Origin of the sequence: Desulfatitalea alkaliphila, assembly GCF_022968795.1 — a bacterium.
GTDB classification, from domain to species: domain Bacteria; phylum Desulfobacterota; class Desulfobacteria; order Desulfobacterales; family Desulfosarcinaceae; genus Desulfatitalea; species Desulfatitalea alkaliphila.
In genome coordinates this window covers 49,949-67,586 of the sequence record NZ_JALJRB010000008.1, presented here as the reverse complement: position 1 = coordinate 67,586, position 17,638 = coordinate 49,949, and the positions used below count along the sequence as shown (strand labels likewise).

The window sequence follows — 17,638 nt, the reverse complement described above, 5'->3', positions numbered from 1 at the left end:
AAAGCAGGACGGAAGCAACCCGACACCCAGCATGGGCGGATCGCCTGGATCGTCTTTGCGCAGTCGCCGGGGGATTTCTGCCCATGGGTATTGTGATCGGCAATGCCGGTTATGAGTCGATCCTGTCGATCGTGGGGCTCAGCTGGATCGTTCGGTTGTTCCTTGTGCGGGAAAATCCCTTGCCGATCCTGTTCAAGCACCCAATTGTTGTTCCTTGGCTGTTGATGTTTGCATCCATCCTGATCAGTCTGGCGGTCAATGGGCCGGGAAGTAAAGGGGCTGCCCACGACATTGTTTTTTTTCGCCATCTGCTCTTTTTGGCAGCCATGCTGGATGTATCCCGGCGGTTGCCTGTGGTGCGATATTTTCTCATAGGCATGGCCGGCGGCATACTGCTGGCGATAGCCAATATCCTATCGGCGAACGCCTTCGGATGGGATCTCATGGGAAAGCCCCTGGCCCGCTATACCAGCAAATTAAAGGAGGCTTCCCGAATCGCAGGGCTTTTTGCATACCTTGGCCCCATGTTTATCGCCTGGGCCTTCTCCCTTGCACCTGTTTCTGGAAAAATTAAATGTGTACTGCTGGCCTTGGGAGTGGCTGCATTGGTAGTTGTGGTCGATATGCGCGTGCGAACCGCCATCCTGGCAACCGGGACCGGTCTCAGTTTTTGGGTAATCTACCTTTTATATCGGCGCTTGGCGGTTAAATCCCTGCTCGTCATAATTCCCATAGTACTTTTGGTCGGCGGGGTTGGGACCATGTATGTGCTCAATCAACCGCTGGATAGCGTGTACGACAGGTTTGGTTTTTATAAAATTGCCTGGGCCGTGTTCCAGGAAAATCCCATTTTCGGGGTGGGGATCTCTTCATTTCAAGATGCCACCAGGGAGATGGCGGCTTCAGGTAAAGTGGCGCCCTTTATAGCCCCGGACGGTAAAAAGTGGCTCGCGGCTGAGATGATGCATGCCCACAACTTGCCGCTAATGGTACTCTCCTGCACCGGTATTGTCGGCCTGGTGCTGTTCTGCTGGCTGTCCTTCCGGATCGCGAAGGTCGTTTATTGTCAATCCGAGGAAACTTTCAGGTATGGTCTGGTACTTTGGCCGCCGATCTTTCTGGTCATTGGTCTGACCGGTTGGAGTATTTATGCCAATTGGTACCATGCTTTGTTTGTCTATTTAACGGTGTTTACGGGGAGCGTTCGGCGGACCGTTCGAACATGATGTAATAGGTTGCACGGGCGGTGAAGTAGACAAAAAAGAATGCAAAAACCACATCACTCAGATAGTGACCGCCTTGAGCAATTCGACCAAATCCTACAAGTGTACCATACGCAATCGCAGCGACAAAGGTCTTTTTGCGGTGCTGCCGCAAAACCAGTGCCAATGCTACGAAATAGAAGCCAATTGAGGCATGACCGCTCACAAACGAGCAATTCCTGCTGCATTGATCGGACAATACAAAGGCGGGCGTAAATTGCTGTTCGCCACCGAACGGCTCGACATAGTTGGGTCGTGCTCGGCCAGAGATATTTTTGCTGATCACATTCACAACCAATCCGGGACCAAGGGCCAGTACCACCAGTAGATAGAAGCACTCTTTTCGGGTCACTCCCCAGACGGCGCGACCTTTTTTCATAATAATGGCGATCAGGATGAGCAACCCTATCACAAGGGCGATGCTGAGCACTTCGACGCTGTGATAGACCAAGAGCACGGCAGGCGTATGGTATCGGAAAAAACGGTGCTCCGGATCCCAGAAAAGGCCCGACATCCAAAGATCGATTTGGGGCAGGAGGATGAACACCAGCGCCAGAGCGATAAAGACGGCAAAACAGAGCGGTGGGATTCCAGCTATTCGCTTCATGAGTGCCTCGTTTCCCTGAGTAAATATGGATGTGTTTCTGCTTTCAGATCGGTGTAAAGCCGAAGCGTTTTATCGAACATCTGCCTGGCAACAAATTTCTCTCGCACACGCAGTTGGCCGGCTTGGCCCAACCGGACGGCAAGCTTCGGATCTGAAAGCAGCAATTTTAAAGCTTTCGCCATTTCGTTCGCATCGTTGGGTTTCACCAGCAGTCCGGTTCTTCGGTCCACTACCGTTTCCAGGCTGCCGCCATGCGCTGAGGCAATCACCGGCTTGCCCATGGCCTGTGCTTCCACTGCCGTGCGGCCGAACGATTCCGGTTTGATGGAGGGCACCACCACAAGGTGCGCTGTCATCAGGGCGGCCGGCATGTCCGTGCAGTAGCCCGGAAAGAGAATGCGATCGCCAAGGCCAAAAGTTGTTATCATCTCCTTGAGTTCGGCGGCAAGGTTCGGATTTTCATTCACATCGCCAGCACATACCGCTATCCAACCATGGTCTTTGATCATCGCCAGGCTCCGGATAAAAAGAATATGTCCTTTAAGACGCGTGATGCGCCCCGGAAAAAAAATGATCGGAACGTCCGGGAGGGGCAACTGCCATCCGGACAGGATGGCCTCGATTCGCTCTGTACTTACCAAATCCGGATTGAACAGATGGTCATCAAATCCGCTGTAGATCACCTCGACGCGTCTTTCAGGAATTTGGTAGTTCTCGAGGATGTGATCTTTTATAGTTTCGGATACGGCAATCGTTTTTTGTCCCTTGGTCATTATTGCGCTGAAGGCGTTAACCGAATAGAAGCCGTGGAAGGTTGTCACTATGCAGGGACGCAAGGGTTTGGGAAGGCTGAGCCAGGTGAGATAGCCCACCCAGGCAGGCACGCGCGAACGCAGGTGAAGCACGTTCACCCGCCTTTCGAGCAACAGCCTGCGCAGTGCTGGGATATGTCCTAAACATCGTGGACTCTTTTCACCCAAATGACGGTAAAGAATATGGGTGCTCCCCTCGGCCTCTAAGGTGGCTACCATGCGTCCGCCCTGAGTGGCGACTATGGAGTTGTGACCCCTTTGGACCAGATGTGCCGCCATTTCAACGGTTTCGCACTCTACGCCACCCTCCTTGAGTTCAGGTAGCATCTGTAAGACAGTCAGGCGTTGTTTCGTCTTCTGCGTGCCGGCTCGTTCGGTCATTGGCTCAGGTCCAATTCAATTCCATCGTCGACGACTATCTTGTCCCTAGCCTTTTCCGGCACGCCGATAATGCGCCAGCGCCGGTGGACCCAGAACCAGTGGTCGGGGGCCTTCCGGATGAAGTTTTCGATGGCCCGGTTGTACTGGAGCGTGTTGTCCAGGATATCACGGCGGGTGTCGCCGGTCTTGATCATGGGCAACGGCGGCTCGAAAATGATATTGTAGCGGCCGTCCCGGCCGCGGATGTTGTAGGCCGGCACTACCGGAGTGCCGTATCGCAGGGCAAACATGGCCATCCCCTTGTTGGTGCATGCCGGCTGTCCGAAAAAGCGCACGTAGACTCCTTCATACCAGGAGGCGTTCTGGTCCAGCAGAATTCCCACCATCTGCTTGTCGCGCAACAATTGGCGCACCCGGTTGGCGCTGTCCTGCTTGTCCACCATGGTGTTGCCGGTGCGGGTGCGGATTTCGTTGAGTACGCGGTCCATGGGGGCGTAGTCCAGCGGCCGCGCCAGGGCGTATCCCGGACCGAATTTCAGGGCGGTCACCAGGTTGAACAGTTCCCAGTTACCGAAATGGCCAGTGAGCAGCAGCACCCCCTTGCCTTGGTCCCTTGCACGGATAACGTGTTCGACACCCTCGAAAAGTGCATATTGATCCAGATTATCGCGGCTCAAATGCAGCAGGGAGGGCATCTCCAGCGCCGTGGTGGCCAGCTGGATGAAGTTGGCGCGTAGCAGCCGCTCCCGTTGTCGTTCGGAGAAAGTGTCGCCCATGGCGCGGGCCATGTTGTCGGCGGCAATGGTGCGGTGGCGGCGATCCAGCGAATACCAGAGCCGGCCCACCGGCACTGCCAAGCGGGCCATCAGCGGTCGGGGCACTCGCGCCAGCAGGGTGATGACGCCTTTAATCAGGCGGTAGGAGAGATTGCGGGTCGGCATGGGTAAAAAACCTCTTTTCTTCCTTGATCATGATTCGGATCGCGGTTCGCGCAACGCCGCGATTTGCCGCACCTGGCTTTGCCAAAAGGCGGCGGGGCCTTCCTTGAAACGGCTGCGCCCCTGCAATTGGGCCAAAGTAACGGCCAGCAGGACCATGCCGGTCAGCAGGACCATGGCCAGCAACAGCCCCCAGGCGGCGACGCCGGCCGCGGCCGACCCGAAAAGACTCGCCAGCCAGCCCGCGGCGGCAACCCCCGCCGCCAGGGCGATGATCAGCAACATCCGCACCAGGGCCGTTTCATGAAACACCGCCACGGCATTCAGACCGTGGAGCACCAGGGCCATCAAATTCATTTTGGACGGCCCGATGTAGCGCACCGCCCGATGGGAAGGAATGCCCGTGGTGGGCAGGTGCGACTTTTTAATGCAGCCCGACAGGCTGTTCCACAGATCGGCATAGTGCACCAGGCGTTCCAGCTGCACGGCCGGGATGCGGCAGAAATTGCCGAAGCGGATGGCGACGCCGGTCAGCAGCCGAAACAGCAGCCGGTAGCAGCGATAGCCGAGCCGAAACAGGGGCCCTTCGGAGCGGCTGGCGCGGTCCGCGGTGACGATGGCCTCCGGGTGCTGCAAACCGGCGCGCCGCAGGTCCTCCAGCTCTTCCGGGGGATCCTCCCCGTCGCTGTCCATCACATAGACCGCCGAAAAGTCGCCCCGGCCGTGGGCGTAGGCCAGGCCCACGGCGATGGCGCGCTGGTGCCCCCGGTTGCGGGTCAGATGGATGACCCGCACTTCGGCGATATGCGTGCTGTCGCCGATCAGCTGGTCCGCTTCGGGCATGGGATCCTTTGAACCATCGTCCACCATCACCAGGGTGATCCGGCTCTGCCAGGCCGTCACCGCCTTATCAATGCGGGGAATTAAAATCTGCGCCGAGGCCCAATCGTTGAACAACGGCATCAAAATACACACGCGATCCATCACCACCTCTGCAATGCGCTGGTCACGGCATCCTCGGCCATTGCGGCCCTGTCGGTTGCGCCATCCACTGCAATGCGCCCTAAATCTGCGCCGGCTTTATCTGAGGGCGGCAGAATGAGCATCCAAAATTCAAATGGTTTCAGATCTTTCCAATACTCGGGCGCCAGCGTGACGGGGCCGGTATCGATCACCCGCTCCGGATCGAAGGGCACCATCTGGAGCGCCTCGCGGCGGCTGAAACCGATGATGACCGCACCGTGGCGGCGCATCTGCTCCGGCGTGACCCATGGGGCTTTGCCGGGATCGGCGTCGATGAAGACCGTCGCCCGGTGCGGTGCGTAATAGGCCACGTTGCCGGCCACCCAGTACGAGCCGATGATGATTTCCGGCGGTTTCTCGAAATGGTCGTGCCAGCGCCGGGTCACCTCATCCGCCAGGGCCAGTCCGGGGAAGTGCACCCGCTTGGGCCGTTCGGTAAAAGCGGGACCGATGAAGGCGTGACCGGCATAGGCGAGCAGGGAGAGGCTGAACAACAGGCCCAAGGCGATGGTGAAGCCGCGCAGGCGCACGGTGGTGAGCCGCTCCCGTAAAAAGTAGATCAAGGTGACACTGGCGGTCAGAAACAGAGGGGTGGCCCACATGGAGCGGATCTTCCAGCCGAACAGCGCCGACATCAGGGCCATCAGCAGCGGCGGCCCCAGCGCGGTGAACAGCAGAAAAGGCCCGGCGGCGGTGCTGGTTTGCACCGGCTCCGGCAGTTCACCCTCCTTGCGCCGCAGGGTCAGGAGCATGAGCAGCACCGGGATCAGGATCAGCGACTGGCCCACCAGCAAACGCAGCGGGTAGAAGATGTGGTTGAACAGGCTCGGCTTGCCCGGGTCGGCCATCTCCACGGCGTAGGCGATGGTGGGGAAATCGTTGGCCACGAACCAGTACAGGTGGGGGGCGGCTACCGCCAGGGAGACCAGGGCGCCGATCCAGGGGCCCGGCGACTTGAGCACCGGCCGAAATTCGCGCACGGCAAACAGCATCACCACGATGGCCATCACCAAAAACAGGAAGACATACTTGGACAGGAACCCCAGGCCGATGCACGCCCCGGCCAGCACCCAGGGCAGCGTCGTGCGTCGCGTCAGCCCCCACCAGGTGAACAGGATGGTCAACGCCCAGAAGGGCAGCTGGGCCACGTTGACATTGAATTCGGGGCTGGTGAAGTTGTGGTAATAGACGCCTTCAAGCAGCAGCACGGCCACCAGGGCCATGGCCGGGCTGAAAAACTCCCTGGCCAGGCGCCAGACCGCCCAGAAGGCCCCCACCACGCACAGCTGGCTCAACAGGTACATGGCCCAGTCGGCCCGCCCCGAGACCACCGCCATGGCTTCCAGGAACCACGGCTTGATGGGCGGGTGCTTGTAGTAGCCCCATTGCCATTCGTGTCCCCAGGCCAGGCCCTCGATCACGTCGTAGGGCAGGTTGGGGTTGACCAGTGCGGGCACCACCGTCCAGCAGAAAGTGTGCACCAGGACGAACAACAGGAAAAGCCGTTCCGGACGGTCATCGATGGTCCTCATGGCTGGGCCTCCGGCTCGTTGGCGACATATTGCATCTGGTACAATTTGGCGTATTCCCCCTTCCGGGCCAATAGGGTTTCGTGGGTGCCCTGTTCCACGATGCGACCGCCCACCAGCACCACGATCCGGTCCGCCTTGGCCACCGTCGAGAGCCGATGAGCGATGACGAAAGTGGTGCGGCCGGCCATCAGGTTGTCCAGCGCTTTCTGCACCACGGCTTCGGCCTCGGTGTCCAGGGATGACGTGGCCTCGTCCAGCACCAGGATGGGGGCATCCTTGAGCAGCGCCCGGGCGATGCAGATGCGCTGTTTTTCCCCTCCCGACAAACGGCCGCCCAACTCGCCGATGGGGGTGTCGTAGCCGTTGGGAAAGCGCTGGATGAAGTCGTGGGCGTAAGCCGCCACGGCGGCCGCGACGATGGCTTCGTCCGAGGCGCCGGGGTTGCCGTAGGCGATGTTGTAGCGCACGCTCTCGTTGAACAGGATCGGCTCCTGGGTGACCACGGCGATGCGGCCGCGCAAGTCGGCCAGGCGGTAGTCGCGGATGTCCACGCCGTCGATGGTCACCCGGCCCGCCGTGACATCGAAAAAACGGGGCAGCAGGTTGACCAGGGTGGTCTTGCCGCCACCGCTCATGCCCACCAGGGCCAGCACTTGACCGTGATGCACCGTCAAGTCGATGTCCTGGAGCACCGGCTCCTGGTCATAGCTGAAACAGACCTGCTCGAAGGCCACCGTGTGGGGCGCGTGGCCCATGGGGACCGGATGGGTCGGCTCCCGGATTTCGGTGGGGGTTTCGATCACGTCATAGACCCGGTCCGCGGCGGCCAGTCCCTGTTGCACCGCATTGTTCAACTGGCTCAACTTTTTGACCGGATCGTAGAGCAGCATCACGCAGGTCAGAAAGCTGATGAAAGTGCCGGGGGTGGTGCGTTCGTGGATCACCTCCCAGCCGCCGTACCAGATCACGAAAGCGATGCCCAAGCCGCCGAAAAATTCCATGATGGGCGACGACAGGGCCCGCACGATCACCCCCTTGATCTCCAGTTGGAACAATTGCCGGGTCTTGGCGAAGAACCGCGCCTTTTCGTGGCTCTCCATGCCGAAGGCTTTGACGATTTTGTTGCCGGACAAGGTTTCATGCAAAAAGGCGCTCAATTCGCCCATGGCCTCCTGGCAGCCGGTGCTTACCCGGCGCACCCGACGGCCCAGCGCGAACACCGGGAAAAAGGCCACCGGCAGCACGATGAAGGCCAAAATGGCCATGCGCCAATTCAAATAGAAGATCACCGCCGTCAAACCCAGAATGGAGGAGGCGTCCCGCAGGGTGGAGGTGACCGCCGTGGAGACCATGGCCTTGAGGATGTTGACGTCGTTGGTGATGCGGGACATCAACACACCGGTCTGGGCCTTTTGGAAAAAGGCCAGGGAGAGATCCTGGATGCGGTCGTAGAGCTGGTTGCGCAGGCGGCGGATGATATCCTCGCCCACGTAGTTCATGAAATATTCCTGGCCGTAGCGCCCGAGGCCCTTGACCAGGAACACCGCGATGACCAGCAGGGGAAACAGCATCAAGCCGGTGGTGTCCTTGTTGACGAAGATGTCGTCGATCACCGGCTTGATCAGATACCCCATGGCCGTCGTGGCGGCGGCGATCATCAGGCTGCACACACCGGCGGCGATGAGCCGTCCCTTGTTTTCCTTGATCATCGTCAGGATGCGCCGGTGGCGCGGTTTCAATCTGAATTCGGGAATCCGTATCAAACGCTCTTTTGACTCCTTGTTCTTTTCCGTCATTGGTATCAACGGGGTGTTTCCGACAGCAGCTTCTCGAAATAGGCGATGGTTTGTTGGAGGCCTTGTTCCAAGGGCACGCCGGGTTCCCACTGGAGGGTTTCACGGGCCAGTCCGATGTCCGGTTTGCGTTGGCGCGGATCGTCCGCGGGCAGGGGTTGGTGAATCAGTCGGGATTTGGCGCCGGTCATGTCGATCACCCGTTGGGCCAGCTCCAGGATGGTGAACTCCACCGGGTTGCCCAGGTTGATGGGGCCGGTGACGGTGTCCGGGGTGTCCATCAGGCGCAGCAGGCCCTCCACCAGATCGTCCACGTAACAAAAGGAGCGGGTCTGGCTGCCGTCGCCGTAAATGGTGATCGGCTCTCCCTTGAGGGCTTGGACGATGAAGTTGGAAATCACCCGCCCGTCGTTGGGGTGCATGCGCGGGCCGTAGGTGTTGAAAATCCGGGCCACTTTGATCCGCAATCGGTTCTGTCGATGGTAATCGAAGAAGAGGGTCTCGGCACAGCGCTTGCCTTCGTCGTAGCAGGAGCGGGGGCCGATGGGGTTGACGCGCCCCCAGTAGCCTTCGGTTTGGGGATGGATTTCCGGATCGCCGTACACCTCGCTGGTGGAGGCTTGCAGGATCTTGGCCTTGACCCTTTTGGCCAGTCCCAACATGTTGATGGCACCGTGGACGCTGGTCTTGGTGGTTTGCACCGGGTCGAACTGATAGTGGATGGGCGAGGCCGGACAGGCCATGTTGTAAATTTCGTCCACCTCCAGGTAGAGGGGAAAGGTGATGTCGTGGCGCACGAATTCGAAGTTGGCATGGTCCAGCAAGTGGCGCACGTTGCGCTTGGTGCCGGTGAAGCAATTGTCCACGCACAACACGTCGTGGCCGGCGGCCACCAGGCGGTCGCACAAGTGGGATCCCAGAAAGCCGCAACCGCCGGTGACCATGATGCGTTTGTACAGGTGCATTGCCGAACCTCCTTGTCCGTTGTCCTGTTTGACCGTCCTTTTAGCCCAATCCGGTTTTGAAGTCCATTGCACTTTTTCACGGATTATGGGAATGAACGGTGGCAAAAACCTATCCAAGGAGACGGTCATGGCCATTGATCAGGAATTGCTGGATCTGCTGGTGTGCCCCCAGTGCAAGGGCAATATTCACCTCAACCCCAACCGGGACGGACTGATTTGCGAAGCGTGCCGACTGGTGTATGCCATCGAGGACGATATTCCCATTATGCTGGTCGAAGAGGCCAAGCCGCTGGCGGACGAGGGGTGATAAGCCGATGGGCAGATATCGGCGCTTAAACGCAGTTCCGCCGACAGAGGAACACCCAACGGCCGCGATGCGCGGCATGGTTTGATATTATGAGTTGTCCCAAACCGCCCCAGCCTGCCAAGCTGGTGATCGGCATGTTGCTCAACGATAAACGGTTGCTGCCGGAAGTGTCCCAGGCGCTTCAGGAACGTTTCGGTGCCCTGGAGCTGGCCGGCTTATGGTTGGACTTCCCCTATACCGACTACTACAGCGCCGAAATGGGGGCCCCGCTCTATCGGCGCATGCTGGTGTTTCAGGGTTTCGTCGACCAGGCGGCGCTGGCCGGCATCAAACGCCAAACCAATGCCCTGGAGCAGCGTTTTACCCGCAACGGGCGGCGGCGGGTCAATCTGGATCCGGGCTATCTGCTCCACGAGCGGTTCGTCTTGGCCACCGGCAAGAACTTCGCGCACCGCATCTATCTGGACAGCGGGATCTATGCCGATCTGACCTTGGTTTACCGCAAGGGGGATTTCCAGCCGCTGCCGTGGACCTACCCGGACTATGCCGCCGATGAGATGCGTGCTTTTTTGTCCGTGGTCCGGCACCATTACGCCGCCGAGATGGCGGCCCTGAAAAGCGCGGGGTTGCGGTTGTCCGGCAACGCCTCGTAAGGAGACCTTTCCCATGCTCAAAAGCATGACCGCCTATGCCGGCGCGGAGTTGACCGAAAACGATGTGACCGTGGCCGTGGAGATACGCACCTACAACAGCCGCAATCTGGACACGGTGTTGCGCCTGTCCAACGGCTATGCCGGTCTGGAAGAGAAGATCAAGGCCGCCATCGCGGCCCGGGTGGCCCGTGGCCGGGTGGAGGTGCGTATCAAGGTGCGCGACATGTCCGAAGGCGCCGCCGCCTATGAGGCCGACCTGGCCAGGGCCAAAGCCTATTTCAATGCCGCGCGGGAGTTGAAGCACGCCTTGGGACTGACCGGCGAGCCGACCCTGGAGCATCTTTTGAACCTGCCCGGCTTGATCCAGCCGGTGGACAATCCCCAACTGGCGGACAGCCACTGGCCCCTCATGGCCCGCGGCCTGGACCAGGCCCTGGAGACCCTGGACCGCATGCGGCTTCAGGAAGGGGAACACCTGGGCCGCGATTTCCTGCAACGGCTGGCCTGGATCGAAGAACAGCTGGACGCCATCGAACAGGCCACCGGCGGTTTGTTGGCGTCCTATCGCGAAAAATTGCAAAGCCGTATCGAAGCCATGACCCGGGGCGTGGTCGAGCTGGACCCCATGCGCATTGCCCAGGAGGCGGCCCTGCTGGCCGACCGCAGCGATATTTCCGAAGAGATCGTGCGCGCCCGCAGCCACGTGGTGCAGTTCCGCGACACAGTGCAGGATGACCAGCCCTCCGGCCGCAAGCTCAACTTCCTGTTGCAGGAATTCAACCGGGAGTTCAACACCATGGGCGCCAAAGTGGGGCAGGCGGCCCTGGCCCATATCATCGTGGCGGTCAAAGCGGAAATCGAAAAACTGCGTGAGCAGGTCCAAAACATCGAATAGCTCGCTGAATAAGCCGCCTAATTAATGAAGGATGCCCCCATGGAGAAAACACTGCTCAATATCGGTTTCGGCAACACAGTGGTGGCCGAACGGGTGGTGGCCATCGTGTCGCCCAACTCCGCTCCCATGAAACGGCTCAAGGACGAGGCCCGGGAGGACAAGCACCTCATCGACGCCACCCAAGGCCGCCGCACCCGCGCCCTGATCGTCATGGACAGCAACCACATCGTCCTTTCCGCCATTCAGCCCGAAACCATCGCCCAGCGGTACGAAACCCTGATGGACGCAAGCAAGGAGGGCAAATGACCACCGCCGCCGACACCGCCGCGGGGCAGGGCGCCGCGGCGCAACGCCCGGGCCGTCTGTTCATCGTTTCGGCCCCTTCGGGCGCGGGCAAGAGCACCCTGTGCAGTGCCGTGCGGCGGCGCTATCCCCAACTGGCCTACTCCGTCTCCTACACAACCCGCAAAGCGCGACCGGGCGAACAGCACGGCCAGGACTATTACTTCATCAGCCGCGAAGCCTTCGAGAAGGGCATCGCCGAAGGGCAATGGGCCGAATGGGCGCGGGTGCACGGCAACCTTTACGGCACCTCGGCCCGCTGGATCGCCGACACCCTGGCCGCCGGACGGGACATTCTGATGGACATCGACGTGCAGGGGACACGCCAGATTTTGCAAAAGTTTCCCGACGCCATCACCATCTTCATCCAGCCGCCCTCCCTTGCGGTGCTGGCGCAACGTCTGCGGCAGCGGGGCACGGACGATGAGGCGGCCATCGCCACCCGCCTGGCCAACGCGCGCGAAGAGATGGCCCAGGCCCGGCAATACCGCCACGTGGTGGTCAATGACGATTTGGCCCGGGCCGAACAGGCGTTGGCGGCCCTGATACAAAACGCCGGAGAAGCCTCCCGATGACACGCCAGGCGAAGGGTATGGACAAAAAGAAGCGCAATGACCATGATGCCAAGGGCGACCGGCATCGGACCCGGCCCCTGCTGTGGGGGTACCATCCCGTCAACGAGGCACTGCGGGCCCGGCGGCGCCGGATTCAAGCCGTCTATCTGGCCGAAGGGCAGGGGGCCGCTCGGCGAGAGGCCATTGCCGCCGTGTGCCAGGCGCAAGGCATCGCGGTGCACTGGGTGACACCTGAGAAGATGCGATCACTGGTGGGCCACGACCGTCACCAGGATGTGGCCGCGGCGGTGGGCGATTATCCGGTCTGCTCCCTTGAAGCCATCCTCGCGCTGGACAGGCCGGCCGACAGCCGCTGGGTGCTGCTGCTGGACCAACTGGTGGACCCTCAGAACTTCGGCGCCATCGTACGCACCGCCCATTGCGCCGGCGTGCAGGGCATCGTGGCGCCCAAGGATCGGTCGGCGCCCCCCTCGGCGGCCGCCAGCAAGGCCTCGGCCGGCGCCTTGGAACACATGCCGGTGGCCTACGTGACCAACCTGGTGGCGGCCATGCAGGCCATGAAAGCCCGGGGGTTCTGGATTGCCGGTGCCGACCGCGACGGTGAGCGGCGCCTGTTCGATGCGGACCTGCGCGGTCCCCTGGCCCTGGTGATCGGCGGCGAGGAGAAAGGGTTGCGCCCCCTGGTCAAACGGGAGTGCGACTTTCTATTGTCCATTCCCCAAACCGGGCCGATCGGATCGTTGAACGCCTCGGCGGCCGCCGCCGTGGTGATTTACGAAGCCTTTCGGCAGCGCAACGCCCTCAAATAAGCCGATGGCCGCTGCAGCGGCTTTCCGCGATGCCATTGACCGGGATTGACATGGCGGCTTACGGGTGCCGCAGCGGGCGCGATTCGGTGTGCAAGGTGCACACAAGCAGTTGTGCTTTTTTATTCGCGAGGAAAAGGCGTTCTTCCAAAAGGAGGCCGCGTAATAGGAGAGGAGCGATACAATGCAAGCAGCGAAGCAACCGAGCAAAATCACCGTATCAGACCAGGGCACCCTGCAGGTGCCCGATGTACCCATCATTCCCTTCATTGAAGGAGACGGCATCGGACAAGATATCTGGCCGGCCACCCGGCTGGTCATCGATCAGTCGGTACAGGCGGCCTACGGCGCTGAGCGCCGCATCGAGTGGCGCGAATTGTTGGTGGGCGAGAAGGGGTTTCACGAAACCGGACAATGGCTGTCCGACGAAGCCCTGGAAACCATTCGCACCCACGTGGTGGCTATCAAAGGCCCCATGACCACTCCCGTGGGCAGCGGCATTCGCAGCTTGAACGTGGCCATTCGGCAGAAGCTGGACCTTTACGCCTGCGTGCGGCCGGTGGCTTACATCGACCCGGTCCCCAGCCCGCTCAAAACACCCGAAAAGATCGACATGGTGGTTTTCCGTGAAAACACCGAGGACCTGTACGCGGGCATCGAGTGGCAGGCCGGCAGTGCCGAAGCGGACCAGGTGATCGATTTTCTCAACACCCGCATGGGCACCGCCCTGGGACCCGAAACCGGCATCGGCATCAAGCCCATCAGCGCCGTCAACACCAAACGGCTGGTGGCCATGGCCATCGCCTATGCCATCGAGCACGACCGCGCCTCGGTCACTTTGATGCACAAGGGCAACATCATGAAGTACACCGAAGGGGCCTTCGCGCGCTGGGGGTACGCGGTGGCCGCGGAACGGTTCGCTGATCGCACCATCACCGAGGCCGAATTGTGGGACCGCTACGACGGCCGACGCCCCGAAGGCAAGGTGATCATCAAGGACCGTATCGCCGACATGTTGTTTCAGCAGGTGCTGCTGCGGCCCGATGAGTTCGACGTGATCGCCACCCCCAACCTCAACGGGGATTACATCTCCGATGCCCTGGCGGCCCAGGTGGGCGGTCTCGGCATGGCCCCCGGCGCCAACATCGGCGATGGGTGCGCGGTTTTCGAAGCCACCCACGGCACCGCGCCCAAATATGCCGGCCAGGACAAGGTCAATCCCGGCTCCTTGATCTTATCGGGCGCCATGATGCTGGAACACATGGGATGGCACGAAGCCGCCACCGCCTTGCGCAAAGCTTTGCAGGCGACCATCAAGGACGGGCTGGTCACCTACGATCTGGCGCGCCAGATGCCGGGCGCCAAGGAAGTGAAGTGTTCGGCCTTTGCCGAGGCCATCGTGGAGCGCCTTGGCTAGCGGCCGATGGATGGACGGCAACCCGTTGGTGCGGCTCGTGCGGTCGTTGTCGGCGGCCATCCTGCCGCCGGTCTGTTGCGATTGCGGCCGCCTGTTTCGGATGCCTGCCGAGCCAATGGCGCCGGAGGCCCGGGCGCCCCTGGCGCACTGGTTTCGATTCTTGCTGCGTCAACACTTGTGCTCCGGATGTGCACAACGCTTCGCGGCGGTCGGATCCCCTCGGTGCCCCTGTTGCGGTGAGCCCTTTGCCTCACCCCACGGACTGGATCATCTTTGCGGCGTTTGCCGTGCGCAACCGCCCCGCTTCGCCGCCGCCAGGGCCGCCGGGCGTTACGAAGGGCCGCTGCGGACACTGATTCACCAGCACAAATATGGCGGCCGGGAACACCTGGGCAGTTTGCTGGGGCGGCTGTTGTGGGAGGTGCTGCGCCGTGAATGGGATCCGGCCGTCATCGACCATGTGTTGCCCGTGCCCTTGCACCCAAGACGGCTGCGGCAGCGCGGCTTCAATCAGTCCCTTGCCTTGATCCAGGGCTGGCCCCGGTTGGCGCGGTCGGAAGGTGTGGCGGCGGCCGACGATTGGGTGGCCCCCCGATGGCTGGTGCGACGACGGCCCACCCGGCCTCAAACGGGGTTGACCCGCAAGGAACGCGCCGCCAATCTGCAGCAGGCCTTCGGCGTGCATCCGGCGGCCGCCATTGCCGGTCGCCGCATCCTCGTAGTGGACGATGTGCTCACCACCGGCGCCACCGCAGATGCTTGCGCCGGGGTGCTGTTGGATCGGGGTGCCGCGGAAGTGCGCTTGCTGACGGTGGCGCGGGCGGTGTAAGAACGGCAACGGGATGGATTGAGATTGAAGGATGGAGATGGACCATGCGCTGGGTCGCACACCGAGGGGTGAGATTCTTACAGTTCCCCGCTCTGGCCGCGGTGCCGGGAGTGTGGCACGGCATCTGTACCCGCTGGGCCCATGACGGTGACGGGCGTCGCCTGCCGTTGAACATAGGGATGAACAACGGCGACCCGTGGGGCGTTATCACCGCCAATCGGCGGCGCATGTTGGCGGCGGCCGGCGGGCATACCGCCGTTTTCGCCCGCCAGGTGCACGGCACCGAGGTGGCGGTATGGGACCCCGCGGCGCACGCCGCACCACCTGCGCCGGAGCACTGGACCGCCTTGGGCGGCGATGCCTTGATCACCGCCGTGACCGGCGCCGCCCTGCTGATCCAGACCGCCGATTGCCAGAGCGTGCTGCTGGCCGACCCCGCGCGACGGGTGGTGGCCAATGTGCATTCCGGCTGGCGGGGCAGCATCCGCAACATCGTGGGACGCACCGTCCAGACCATGGTGCAGCGCTTCGGCTGTGACCCCGAACACTTGATTGCCGGGGTGGGACCCTCGCTGGGACCTTGTTGCGCCGAATTCATCCACTATCGGCGCGAGATCCCCGCAGCCTATTGGCCCTACCGGCTGCCCGGCGACCACTTCGACTTCTGGCGCATCACGGTGGATCAACTGGCCGACGCGGGGGTGCCGTCCGAACAGGTGAGCGTCAGCGGCTTGTGCACCCGCTGCAACCCCGGCCTGTTCTTTTCCCACCGCGGCGAAGGGGCCGCTACCGGACGTTTTGCGGCAGTGATACGCCTGGCGGATTGAACTGCAAACCCCGCGGCCGCCGCTGCGCCGCGCGAGAAAGGCATGACAGCACCATGATCCAGCAGACGGCCACCGTCGTGTGGCAACACCAAGTGGGCCCGGCGTGTTACCGGATGGGATTGAGCTGCCCCGAGGGCTACGCATCCGCCCAGCCCGGCCAGTTCGTGATGGTGCGTATCGGCGGCGGCCTAACGCCCCTGTTGCGACGCCCCTTCTCCATTTTCGCCCCCATCGCCTCCCCGAACCACCCACCCGGCATCGAGCTGCTCTACAAAGCTCTGGGGCAGGGCACCCGCTGGATGTCCCGCCTGCAGCCCGGCGATACAGTGGACCTGCTGGGCCCCCTGGGGCGCGGATTCGCCACGGCCGACAACCCCCGCCGGATCTACCTGGCAGCCGGCGGCATGGGGGTGGCGCCCATCTATTTCCTGGCAGTTCACCTGTGCCGGCAAGGGGTGCCGCCGGTGGACATGCACCTCTTTTTGGGAGGGCGCAACCGGGAAGAGCTGTTGTGTCGCGACGCCTTCGCGGATATGGGCATCGCGGTGACCCTCACCACCGACGACGGCAGCGAGGGACGGCAATGCCTCATCACCGATCCGCTGGAGGCGGCCGTGCAGGATCAGCCGCCGGATCGGCTCTACGGCTGCGGCCCCCACGGCATGCTCCAATGTGTCGCCGGTATCGCCATCCGTCACGACATTCCGTGCCAGCTTTCCATGGAAACCATGATGGCCTGCGGTATTGGCGCCTGCCTGGGATGCGCCGTGCCCGACGCCGATCCCGCGGCCGGCTATCGTCACGTTTGCATCGACGGGCCGGTGTTCGATGTGCGGCGCATCGCGTGGTAAGGGCCCGCGCCATCCCAGCATTCCTTTTTGCATCGCCATGAAAGACAAGCCGCGGCGTCCCCTGTTTTTGGCCATCAAACATTTGACTTCGCGGGTCATCTGTGATAGCTGAACCCAGATTTACAGAACGACCAGAATCACTTGACAATCAGTACAGCCGAAACGGCTCCATTGCATGCAGGACGACAAGCAACAGCGCCCCATCCGCCAAATGGCGTACTTCAGCAGTCTGGGGGTCTCCATCGCCGTGGCGATTTTTCTCGGGTTGGCATTGGGGCTGTACTTGGACGGAAAGTTCGACACCCGTCCCGTTTTTACACTGGTGTTCATTGTGGTGGGCATATTGGCCGGATTTCGCAACATCGGCCACGCCATTCGCAAGAGTCGCGACATCTGAACCGGCAACAGTGATCGGCGCCAAAAGACAGGGTCAACGGTGGATATTCAACAACGCCTCATCACCTTCATCAAGCGCACCAATTGGGTGCTGTTCGCGCTGACCTGCATTGTCGGTTACCTGCTCACGGCACCCCCCTTTCTAAAGGGACTCGTGTTCGGCGGTTTCATCGTGACCCTCAATTTCCATCTCATGGCGCGCACCCTGCGCAAGGCTTTCGCGCCGCCCCACACCGCCTCCATCAGCTCGATCATCGCCAAATACTATGTGCGCTTCACCGTCAGCGCCATTTTGATATTTCTGCTCATCTACAACCACATCGTCGATCCCCTGGGATTGATCATCGGTTTGTCCATCGTGATGATCAGCATGATGTTGGCCACGTTGCTCGAAATCACCAAACTCATTTTCAAGGAGGCAACATAA

At 61.3% G+C, this 17,638-nt stretch carries 20 protein-coding genes; 13 read left to right on the top strand and 7 right to left on the bottom strand.

The window, feature by feature from the left end; translation table 11 throughout:
- The first annotated feature begins 83 nt into the window (after nucleotides 1-83).
- Entirely contained in the window at nucleotides 84-1,226 is a 1,143-nt protein-coding gene (locus tag MRX98_RS09170; protein ID WP_246906043.1) for an O-antigen ligase family protein, read from the top strand.
- On the opposite strand, the gene MRX98_RS09165 is transcribed toward MRX98_RS09170, so the two are convergent.
- Genes MRX98_RS09165 through MRX98_RS09135 form a run of 7 tightly spaced genes read right to left on the bottom strand, consistent with a single transcriptional unit; the run spans nucleotide 1,192 to nucleotide 9,313 of the window.
- Nucleotides 1,192-1,869, bottom strand: a complete 678-nt coding sequence (locus MRX98_RS09165) for a phosphatase PAP2 family protein (protein ID WP_246906040.1) — start codon at nucleotides 1,867-1,869, stop codon at nucleotides 1,192-1,194. The two genes, MRX98_RS09170 and MRX98_RS09165, sit on opposite strands and share 35 nt — an antisense overlap.
- Complete coding sequence (locus MRX98_RS09160; RefSeq protein ID WP_246906037.1) at nucleotides 1,866-3,062, bottom strand: glycosyltransferase family 4 protein; 1,197 nt, start codon at nucleotides 3,060-3,062, stop codon at nucleotides 1,866-1,868. The genes MRX98_RS09165 and MRX98_RS09160 overlap by 4 nt, the downstream gene beginning before the upstream one ends.
- Complete coding sequence (locus tag MRX98_RS09155; protein ID WP_246906034.1) at nucleotides 3,059-4,003, bottom strand: lysophospholipid acyltransferase family protein; 945 nt, start codon at nucleotides 4,001-4,003, stop codon at nucleotides 3,059-3,061. The genes MRX98_RS09160 and MRX98_RS09155 overlap by 4 nt, the downstream gene beginning before the upstream one ends.
- A gap of 27 nt (nucleotides 4,004-4,030) precedes the next feature.
- Complete coding sequence (locus MRX98_RS09150) at nucleotides 4,031-4,984, bottom strand: glycosyltransferase (protein ID WP_246906032.1); 954 nt, start codon at nucleotides 4,982-4,984, stop codon at nucleotides 4,031-4,033.
- A complete protein-coding gene (locus tag MRX98_RS09145) occupies nucleotides 4,984-6,555 on the bottom strand; it encodes a glycosyltransferase family 39 protein (protein ID WP_246906029.1) in 1,572 nt (523 codons plus the stop codon). The genes MRX98_RS09150 and MRX98_RS09145 overlap by 1 nt, the downstream gene beginning before the upstream one ends.
- Nucleotides 6,552-8,318, bottom strand: coding sequence for an ABC transporter ATP-binding protein (locus MRX98_RS09140; protein WP_343217746.1), 1,767 nt, complete (start codon nucleotides 8,316-8,318; stop codon nucleotides 6,552-6,554). The genes MRX98_RS09145 and MRX98_RS09140 overlap by 4 nt, the downstream gene beginning before the upstream one ends.
- A gap of 38 nt (nucleotides 8,319-8,356) precedes the next feature.
- The gene (locus MRX98_RS09135; RefSeq protein ID WP_246906026.1) at nucleotides 8,357-9,313 is read right to left on the bottom strand and encodes a UDP-glucuronic acid decarboxylase family protein; all 957 of its coding nucleotides are present in this window, start codon (nucleotides 9,311-9,313) and stop codon (nucleotides 8,357-8,359) included.
- A 127-nt stretch (nucleotides 9,314-9,440) separates the two neighbouring features.
- On the opposite strand from MRX98_RS09135, the gene MRX98_RS09130 reads away from it, so the two are divergent.
- The 12 genes from MRX98_RS09130 (at nucleotide 9,441) to MRX98_RS09075 (ending at nucleotide 17,638) form a co-directional block, all read left to right on the top strand.
- Complete coding sequence (locus tag MRX98_RS09130) at nucleotides 9,441-9,620, top strand: Trm112 family protein (protein ID WP_246906023.1); 180 nt, start codon at nucleotides 9,441-9,443, stop codon at nucleotides 9,618-9,620.
- An 89-nt stretch (nucleotides 9,621-9,709) separates the two neighbouring features.
- The gene (locus tag MRX98_RS09125) at nucleotides 9,710-10,273 is read left to right on the top strand and encodes a DUF4416 family protein (RefSeq protein ID WP_246906020.1); all 564 of its coding nucleotides are present in this window, start codon (nucleotides 9,710-9,712) and stop codon (nucleotides 10,271-10,273) included.
- A 13-nt stretch (nucleotides 10,274-10,286) separates the two neighbouring features.
- The gene (locus MRX98_RS09120) at nucleotides 10,287-11,168 is read left to right on the top strand and encodes a YicC/YloC family endoribonuclease (protein WP_246906018.1); all 882 of its coding nucleotides are present in this window, start codon (nucleotides 10,287-10,289) and stop codon (nucleotides 11,166-11,168) included.
- Nucleotides 11,169-11,207: 39 nt separating this feature from the next.
- Nucleotides 11,208-11,474 carry an extracellular matrix/biofilm regulator RemA gene (gene remA / locus MRX98_RS09115; RefSeq protein ID WP_246906015.1) on the top strand — a complete coding sequence of 89 codons (267 nt, stop codon included), beginning with the start codon at nucleotides 11,208-11,210 and terminating at the stop codon, nucleotides 11,472-11,474.
- The gene (gene gmk, locus MRX98_RS09110; RefSeq protein WP_246906013.1) at nucleotides 11,471-12,085 is read left to right on the top strand and encodes a guanylate kinase; all 615 of its coding nucleotides are present in this window, start codon (nucleotides 11,471-11,473) and stop codon (nucleotides 12,083-12,085) included. Before remA ends, gmk begins: the two co-directional genes overlap by 4 nt.
- Nucleotides 12,086-12,102: 17 nt before the next feature.
- Complete coding sequence (gene rlmB, locus MRX98_RS09105; protein WP_246906010.1) at nucleotides 12,103-12,894, top strand: 23S rRNA (guanosine(2251)-2'-O)-methyltransferase RlmB; 792 nt, start codon at nucleotides 12,103-12,105, stop codon at nucleotides 12,892-12,894.
- 181 nt (nucleotides 12,895-13,075) lie between these two features.
- On the top strand, nucleotides 13,076-14,308 hold the full coding sequence (gene icd / locus MRX98_RS09100; RefSeq protein ID WP_246906007.1) for an isocitrate dehydrogenase (NADP(+)): 1,233 nt from the start codon (nucleotides 13,076-13,078) through the stop codon (nucleotides 14,306-14,308).
- On the top strand, nucleotides 14,301-15,137 hold the full coding sequence (locus MRX98_RS09095) for a ComF family protein (protein ID WP_246906004.1): 837 nt from the start codon (nucleotides 14,301-14,303) through the stop codon (nucleotides 15,135-15,137). The genes icd and MRX98_RS09095 overlap by 8 nt, the downstream gene beginning before the upstream one ends.
- 44 nt (nucleotides 15,138-15,181) lie before the next feature.
- A complete protein-coding gene (locus MRX98_RS09090) occupies nucleotides 15,182-15,964 on the top strand; it encodes a purine nucleoside phosphorylase YfiH/LACC1 family protein (protein WP_246906001.1) in 783 nt (260 codons plus the stop codon).
- A 53-nt stretch (nucleotides 15,965-16,017) separates the two neighbouring features.
- Nucleotides 16,018-16,815, top strand: coding sequence for a dihydroorotate dehydrogenase electron transfer subunit (locus MRX98_RS09085; protein ID WP_246905988.1), 798 nt, complete (start codon nucleotides 16,018-16,020; stop codon nucleotides 16,813-16,815).
- A gap of 175 nt (nucleotides 16,816-16,990) precedes the next feature.
- Complete coding sequence (locus MRX98_RS09080; RefSeq protein WP_246905985.1) at nucleotides 16,991-17,212, top strand: AtpZ/AtpI family protein; 222 nt, start codon at nucleotides 16,991-16,993, stop codon at nucleotides 17,210-17,212.
- Nucleotides 17,213-17,251: 39 nt separating this feature from the next.
- On the top strand, nucleotides 17,252-17,638 hold the full coding sequence (locus MRX98_RS09075; RefSeq protein ID WP_246905982.1) for an ATP synthase subunit I: 387 nt from the start codon (nucleotides 17,252-17,254) through the stop codon (nucleotides 17,636-17,638).

Excerpts from the sequence above, each read along its gene's own strand:
- MRX98_RS09120 (WP_246906018.1), top strand. The coding sequence starts at position 10,287 with ATGCTCAAAAGCATGACCGCCTATGCCGGCGCGGAGTTGACCGAAAAC.
- MRX98_RS09170 (WP_246906043.1), top strand. The coding sequence starts at position 84 with ATGGGTATTGTGATCGGCAATGCCGGTTATGAGTCGATCCTGTCGATC.
- MRX98_RS09085 (WP_246905988.1), top strand. The coding sequence starts at position 16,018 with ATGATCCAGCAGACGGCCACCGTCGTGTGGCAACACCAAGTGGGCCCG.
- rlmB (WP_246906010.1), top strand. The coding sequence starts at position 12,103 with ATGGACAAAAAGAAGCGCAATGACCATGATGCCAAGGGCGACCGGCAT.
- MRX98_RS09135 (WP_246906026.1), bottom strand. The coding sequence starts at position 9,313 with ATGCACCTGTACAAACGCATCATGGTCACCGGCGGTTGCGGCTTTCTG.
- MRX98_RS09155 (WP_246906034.1), bottom strand. The coding sequence starts at position 4,003 with ATGCCGACCCGCAATCTCTCCTACCGCCTGATTAAAGGCGTCATCACC.
- MRX98_RS09145 (WP_246906029.1), bottom strand. The coding sequence starts at position 6,555 with ATGAGGACCATCGATGACCGTCCGGAACGGCTTTTCCTGTTGTTCGTC.
- MRX98_RS09160 (WP_246906037.1), bottom strand. The coding sequence starts at position 3,062 with ATGACCGAACGAGCCGGCACGCAGAAGACGAAACAACGCCTGACTGTC.
- remA (WP_246906015.1), top strand. The coding sequence starts at position 11,208 with ATGGAGAAAACACTGCTCAATATCGGTTTCGGCAACACAGTGGTGGCC.
- MRX98_RS09165 (WP_246906040.1), bottom strand. The coding sequence starts at position 1,869 with ATGAAGCGAATAGCTGGAATCCCACCGCTCTGTTTTGCCGTCTTTATC.
- MRX98_RS09090 (WP_246906001.1), top strand. The coding sequence starts at position 15,182 with ATGCGCTGGGTCGCACACCGAGGGGTGAGATTCTTACAGTTCCCCGCT.
- MRX98_RS09130 (WP_246906023.1), top strand. The coding sequence starts at position 9,441 with ATGGCCATTGATCAGGAATTGCTGGATCTGCTGGTGTGCCCCCAGTGC.
- MRX98_RS09080 (WP_246905985.1), top strand. The coding sequence starts at position 16,991 with ATGCAGGACGACAAGCAACAGCGCCCCATCCGCCAAATGGCGTACTTC.
- gmk (WP_246906013.1), top strand. The coding sequence starts at position 11,471 with ATGACCACCGCCGCCGACACCGCCGCGGGGCAGGGCGCCGCGGCGCAA.
- MRX98_RS09150 (WP_246906032.1), bottom strand. The coding sequence starts at position 4,984 with ATGGATCGCGTGTGTATTTTGATGCCGTTGTTCAACGATTGGGCCTCG.
- icd (WP_246906007.1), top strand. The coding sequence starts at position 13,076 with ATGCAAGCAGCGAAGCAACCGAGCAAAATCACCGTATCAGACCAGGGC.
- MRX98_RS09125 (WP_246906020.1), top strand. The coding sequence starts at position 9,710 with ATGAGTTGTCCCAAACCGCCCCAGCCTGCCAAGCTGGTGATCGGCATG.